Origin of the sequence: Actinomyces sp. oral taxon 849 str. F0330 (assembly GCF_000239715.1) — a bacterium.
GTDB classification, from domain to species: domain Bacteria; phylum Actinomycetota; class Actinomycetes; order Actinomycetales; family Actinomycetaceae; genus Actinomyces; species Actinomyces johnsonii.
Window position 1 is genome coordinate 185,362 of record NZ_JH470354.1, and the last position, 5,745, is coordinate 191,106.

Genomic DNA, 5,745 nt, shown 5'->3' on the forward strand with positions numbered 1-5,745 from the left:
ATTCAGCCCCGGCCGGGCCCCGGCGCGGAGCTCGACGCGCTCCGGCAGCGGGCGGGGACCGGGCGCCTGGTCTGTGTCCTCCACCTTGACCACCGCATCGGCGCCCTCGGGCAGCATCGCCCCGGTCATGATCCGCTGGGCGGTTCCCGCAGCCAGCGGCTGCGGGGCGGCACCGGCCGGAATATCCCCGGTTACCGGCAGTACCACGGGCGTCTGCGGCGAGGCTCCGGCCGTGTCCCCGGCGCGCACGGCGTAACCGTCCATCGCCGAGTTCGTCCACGGCGGCACCGGTAGGACCGCGGTCACGTCTTCGGCCAGCACCCGGCCGTGCGCCTGCTCCAGCGCCAGCCGACCGTTCTCCAGGGGGGAGAGGGTCTCAAGCACTTGGGCGACGTAGTCCTCCAGGGGAATCATCTGCGCCATAGCGGTCCTTTCTCGACGAGCCGTCCTCGGGTGCGGCAGAGCCGCCGCCGGGCCGCCGCTCGGACGGTCGACCGACGTCGTCATGTGCCCATCATGCCTGTTCGGTGGGCCCCGCCCACCTGGGTATGCTCGCGGCCGACGACGTCCCGGCCCCAGCGGGACCGTCGGATCGATGCACAACAAGACGCACCAGGACGAGGAGACCTTCGTGAGCATCAGCCCCGACAAGCCCGGGAGCGCCCGCGTAGTGCGCGCCGAGGTCACCGAGGCGCCCATCAGCGTCACCGAGCTCGCCGGCGCTGTCCAGGACGCGGCCGCCGGCGCCGTCGTCACCTTCGAGGGCGTGGTCCGCAATCACGACGCCGACCGCGCCGTCACCGGTATCGGCTACTCCTGCCATCCCACGGCCGGCCGGATCGTTGAGCAGATTGCCCGCGACGTCGCCCAGGCCGGCCGGGTGCGCGCCCTGGGCGTCGTCCACCGCGTCGGAGACCTCGCTGTCGGGGACGCGGCGCTCGCGGTTGCCGTCAGCTCCGACCACCGCGCCGAGGCCTTCGCCGTGTGCGGCCAGATTGTCGAGGAGGTCAAGAAGCGCCTGCCCGTGTGGAAGCGCCAGACCTTCACCGACGGCACTGCCCAGTGGAGCAATCTCGCCTGAGGCTCCTCCACCGCCGAGCCGGGCATTTTTCGCGTATCCTTACCGCTTTTCTGCCCGGCTCGATGCGAATGAGGGGGAGTGCGAGACTCACCCGCCGGCGAAGGGCGGCAGCACGTCGACGGCTTCGCCGTCGGCCAGGGGCGTGAGGGAATCGGCCGGGGTGGAGACCGAGTTGACCAGGAAGCTGCAGATGGGGACGATCCGGGCCATCTCCAGGTCGCGCCCGGCCAGCTGCTCGCGCAGGCCCGCCAGCGTCGTGCCGGCGGGCAGGTCGAGGCGCTCCTCGGGACGGCCGGCGGCCTCTGCCGCAGCGGCGAAGTAGCGCAGGGTCACCGACAGCGTCTCAGGCGGCGACTCAGGGGAGGGGGGCATCTCGGGGTCTCCTTCTCGGGTGCGGCTCGGGTGCGGCTCGGGTGTGGCCGGGTGCGGGTCAGCCACCAATGGCCGACATGGTGCGCTGCGGGCGTGCGAAGCCGTCGCTGTCGGCCTGCGGATCGTCCGAGCCGTGGGCGCGAGGCTTGAGCCAGGTGGCTCTGGCCCAGATGCGGATGAGCTCGTCGTCGTCGGCCCCGGTGCGCATAGGGCCGCGCAGGTCGGTCTCGGTAGTGGAGAACAGGCAGGTCATGAGGCGCCCGTCGGCCGTGATGCGGGTGCGGTCGCAGTCCGAGCAGAAGGGGGCGGTGACCGAGGCGATGATGCCCACGCTCCCGGCCGGATACGACCGGCCCGCATGCGTGCCGGCGGCCACCTGCCACAGGGCGGCCGGGCGACGGTCGGGACGGCCCGCCTCGGCGAGGACGAAGCCGGCTGCCCGCAGCGCCCCCAGGATCTGATCGACGCCGACGACGTCCTGGCTGCGCCACGTCTGTCGCGGCCCCAGCGGCATGTGCTCGATGAATCGCAGCTGCCAGCCGCGGCGCAGGGACTCGGCCAGCAGCTGCGGAGTGCGCTCCTCCACGGTGGCGGGCATCGCGACGGCGTTGACCTTGATGGGGGCCAGGCCCGCCTCCTGGGCGCCGGCTATCCCCGCCAGGACGTCGACGAGCCGGTCTCGGCGAGTGATGGCGGCGTAGTCCCGCGGGTCCAGGGAATCGACGGAGACGTTGACGCGGTCCAGGCCCGCCTCGCGTAGGCCGGCGGCCCGCCTCTCCAGCCCCAGGCCGTTCGTGGTCAGGGCGATATCCGGCTTCCGGCCCGACGACGTCCGCAGCGTGGACAGTGAGGCGATGATCTCCTCCAGGTCCCGGCGCAGCAGCGGCTCGCCCCCGGTCAGGCGGATGCGCTCCACCCCCAGGCGCTCGACGGCCAGGCGCCCCAGGCGGGTGAGCTCGGCGGTGGTCAGCAGCTCCGGGGTGGGCAGCCACTGGAGCCCCTGGGCGGGCATGCAGTAGGTGCAGCGCAGGTTGCAGCGGTCCGTGATGGACAGGCGCAGGTCGCGCACGGTGCGCCCGTAGCGATCGGTCAAGTGCTGCGGAACATCGTCGTCGGCGATCGCCGGAAGCTCCGGCATCGTCTCCGCCGGGAGGAGCAGCCCCGACAAGTCCGGACGCCCGGACGGCTCGGGTAGCACCGGCCGGGTCGTCGGCATGGGCAGGTCCGTGGAGGTACCACAGATCCTGCTCTGGCCGACGACCGCGGCATCAAGTGGCACTGGCGTCATAGATCGAGCATATCGGCCGGGCGCGCGGGACCGGGAGGCGCGCTCCGCGACCGGGAATCAGGCGGTGCGCAGGATTTCGACGCGCGCGAAGCCCTCGGACTGCTCCAGCAGGGTGTGCTGGAAGGTGAAGGGCAGCTGGTCGATCTGGGCCAGCAGCGGGGTGGGGACGTGCGGGGCCACAAGGTCGAAGCCCTCGCCCGGGTTCAGGGAGGAGGCGGCGCCGATGACCGCGGCGTGGCGCAAACGGTGCGGGATGGCTCGCGCGTCCAGGGTGAGCCGCTCGTCGCCGTGCTCGTGGCAGCCGCAGCTGGACTTCTTCTCGGTGATGGGCAGCAGCTCGGGGCTCTCGCTCATAGGGTTCTCCTTCAGAGTGTTCGTTCTGGCCAGAGAGACCTTACTACCACCGCGAGCCGGCCGGAACGACCGTCCGCTTCTACCGGCACGACCTCCGCCACAATCGACCACAACCTCATGACCTCATGGATGACGCGGGGCGGTGTCGTCCATGAATTTTCTGCTGCTGCGGGTGCGGGTGTTTCCAGCGCTGTTGGATACGGTTGGGCCGTGGAGATGGACAAGCCGGCAGCGGCGGCAGACGCGCAGGTCAAGGCGTCTAGCGCTGACGACGCGACCGGCCGCCTCAGTCGGGCGCTGACCACCCGGGTGGCGCCGCGTCTGGTGGCCCTGGCCCTGGGGGCCGCCTGCATCCTCATGGGACTCAACGCCGCCCTCTTACGCCTCAACCTGCCGGCCCTCATCAGCGGCGCCAGGCTGGCGGCGCTCCACGGCCCCCTCATGCTCGTCGGCTTCCTGGGCACCGTTATCGCCCTGGAGCGGGCGGTCGCCGCCCGGGCCCCCTGGGCCTTCCTCGCCCCGCTGGGCAACGCTGCGGGCTGCCTGACCCTCATGGCCGGCGCGCCCGACGCCGTGGGCCGGGGCCTCATGAACGCCGCCGCCTGCATCCTGTGCGCCGTCTACCTGCGTGTTCACCGGCGCGCCCCCAGCGCCGCCGTCGACGTCGAGGCCATGGGTGCCGCAGCCCTCCTGCTGGGAGATGTCCTGTGGCTGGGCGGTCGCGGCATCGAGGAGGTCGTCCCGCTGTGGCTGCTCTTCCCCGTGCTCACCATCGTCGGGGAGCGCCTGGAGCTGGCCCGCATCGCCTTCCTCGACGAGATGGTCGAGACCGTCGTCGAGGCCCTGGCCGGTGCCGCGGTTTTGGGCGCATGCCTGCTACTGGTGGGACAGGGCGCCCACCTCGTGACCGGCCCAGCCCTGCTGGGACTGGCCGTCGTCATGGCCTACTACGACGTCGCCCGGCGCACCATCCGAGCCGGCGGCGGGGTCCGTTTCATGGCGGCCTCCATGCTCGCCGGCTACGTCTGGCTCGCTCTGGCCGGTGCGGTCTGGTCGTTGTGGGGCCTGGGCGGGCTGGGCGGCTCGGCCTATGAGATCGTCATCCACGCCATCACGGTCGGTTTCGCCTTCTCCATGATCCTGGCCCACGCCCCGGTCATCATCCCCGCGATCGTCCACCGGGCCCTGCCTTACCACCGACTCATGTGGCTGCCCTACGTCCTGTTGCACGCCGGTCTGGTGGTGCGCGTCGGAGGGCTGCTCGCCGGGACCGCCGGAATCTGGCAGGTCGGAGGCGCCGTCGGGGTGGCGGCGATCGGCGTCTTCATGGTCCTCACCCTGGTCCGCGTGCTCACCTCCGGCAGTATTCGAAAGGCCGTCCGGGCGAGGCGTCCGGCTGCGGCGGCCGGCTCGACGACGACGCGGTCGGGCGGGAGCCCCGCATGAGCTTGTCTATCGGTTCTCCCACTCCCCGCCCCGGTCCTGGACGATCGCAGGGCCCGGGAGGTCGCCCCGCCAAGAAGCCCTCCCGGCGTACCACCCAGGTGCGTCGCAACGCCTTCGTCATGGCCTGGTTGCTCGCCGCCGCGGTCTTGGCGGGCCTGACCATCGTGGGCCCCCTGGTCTCTTGGGGCACGTGGCTGCCCCTGCATGCCCTGCTTCTGGGCGGGATCGGCAGCGCCATCACCATCTGGTCCGCCCACTTCGCCGACACCCTCCTGCACCGTCCCGCCCTGGGCGGCGCAGCCCTCCTGGACGCGCGCCTCTACGCCCACAGCCTCGGCACGATCATTGTGCTCACCGGCATCACCACGGGCCGACAGGTGCCGGCGCTCATTGGGGCGGGTATCGTCATGGCCCAGGCCATCGCCGGCGTTGTGGCCATCACCGTGCAGTACCGGCGCGCCATCGCCCCGCGCCTGGCCTCCCTGGCGATTCACTATGCCGTCGCCCTCGTCCTGCTGGCCACCGGCGCGCTCCTGGGCTTCCTTATCTCCTGGTCCAACGCCCACGGACGCTCCGGCCTGGCCGACGGCCTCTATCTGGCCCATACCACCACCATGCTGCTGGGCTTCGTGGGCACCACGGTCCTGGGCACGCTCACCGTCCTGTGGCCAACGATGCTGCGCACCCCCATGGAACCCGTGGCGCCGCGCTGGACCACCCGCGGTCTGCCCTATCTTGTGGGCGGTACCGCGCTCGTGGCCGCCTCCGGGCTGTGGCTGCCCCTGGCCGGCCTGGGCACCCTGGTCTACCTCGGGGGCGCTTGCGGGGTCCTCGTGCCCGCCTACAGGACGGCCCGCCGAGTCCCGCCGACCTCCTTCGCCACGGCCTCCGCCACGGCCTCGGTGTCCTGGTTCGTGGGTTGCGTCGCCGTACTGGGCGCCCGCATGGCCCTGGCCGACGACGTCGCCGCCGCCCGCGACGTCATCCACGCCCTGCGCCTGCCCCTGGCGGCCGGCTTCGCCCTCCAGATCCTCGTGGCGGCCCTGAGCTACCTCGCCCCGGTGATGCTCGGCGGTGGACCCGCGGCCACCCGGGCCACCAACACGATCATGGACCGCCACGCCGCCTACCGCGTCACCGCTGCCAACGCCTGCGTCCTGCTGGCGGTCAGCCCGGGCACGCCCTGGCAGGTGCGCGTCGTCGC

General features: G+C 72.1%; 6 protein-coding genes and 1 pseudogene. 3 read left to right on the forward strand and 4 right to left on the reverse strand.

Going from position 1 to position 5,745, the window contains the following annotated elements:
• Nucleotides 1-423: pseudogene (locus HMPREF0975_RS16765) on the reverse strand (gephyrin-like molybdotransferase Glp); the annotation flags it as partial.
• Between the two features lie 172 nt (nt 424-595).
• On the opposite strand from HMPREF0975_RS16765, the gene HMPREF0975_RS10255 reads away from it, so the two are divergent.
• Nucleotides 596-1,081: a molybdenum cofactor biosynthesis protein MoaE gene (locus tag HMPREF0975_RS10255; RefSeq protein ID WP_009234099.1), complete on the forward strand. Its 486-nt coding sequence runs from the start codon at nt 596-598 to the stop codon at nt 1,079-1,081.
• Between the two features lie 87 nt (nt 1,082-1,168).
• Here HMPREF0975_RS10255 and HMPREF0975_RS10260 read toward each other — a convergent pair whose 3' ends face one another.
• From HMPREF0975_RS10260 to HMPREF0975_RS10270, 3 genes are read right to left on the reverse strand one after another with little or no spacing between them, the layout of a single operon-like run.
• Nucleotides 1,169-1,453 (reverse strand): MoaD/ThiS family protein, encoded by a 285-nt coding sequence (locus HMPREF0975_RS10260; RefSeq protein WP_009234100.1) that lies wholly within the window; start codon nt 1,451-1,453, stop codon nt 1,169-1,171.
• Nucleotides 1,454-1,511: 58 nt separating this feature from the next.
• Nucleotides 1,512-2,741: a GTP 3',8-cyclase MoaA gene (moaA, locus tag HMPREF0975_RS10265; protein ID WP_009234101.1), complete on the reverse strand. Its 1,230-nt coding sequence runs from the start codon at nt 2,739-2,741 to the stop codon at nt 1,512-1,514.
• 57 nt (nt 2,742-2,798) lie between these two features.
• A complete protein-coding gene (locus tag HMPREF0975_RS10270) occupies nt 2,799-3,095 on the reverse strand; it encodes a DUF2249 domain-containing protein (RefSeq protein WP_009234102.1) in 297 nt (98 codons plus the stop codon).
• 210 nt (nt 3,096-3,305) lie between these two features.
• Between HMPREF0975_RS10270 and HMPREF0975_RS10275 the strand changes: the two genes are divergently transcribed.
• Both HMPREF0975_RS10275 and HMPREF0975_RS10280 read left to right on the forward strand, forming a co-directional pair.
• Nucleotides 3,306-4,541 (forward strand): hypothetical protein, encoded by a 1,236-nt coding sequence (locus tag HMPREF0975_RS10275; protein ID WP_049939749.1) that lies wholly within the window; start codon nt 3,306-3,308, stop codon nt 4,539-4,541.
• A partial coding sequence (locus HMPREF0975_RS10280; protein WP_009234104.1) for a hypothetical protein occupies nt 4,538-5,745 on the forward strand: 1,208 nt, incomplete at its 3' end. The genes HMPREF0975_RS10275 and HMPREF0975_RS10280, both read left to right, overlap by 4 nt.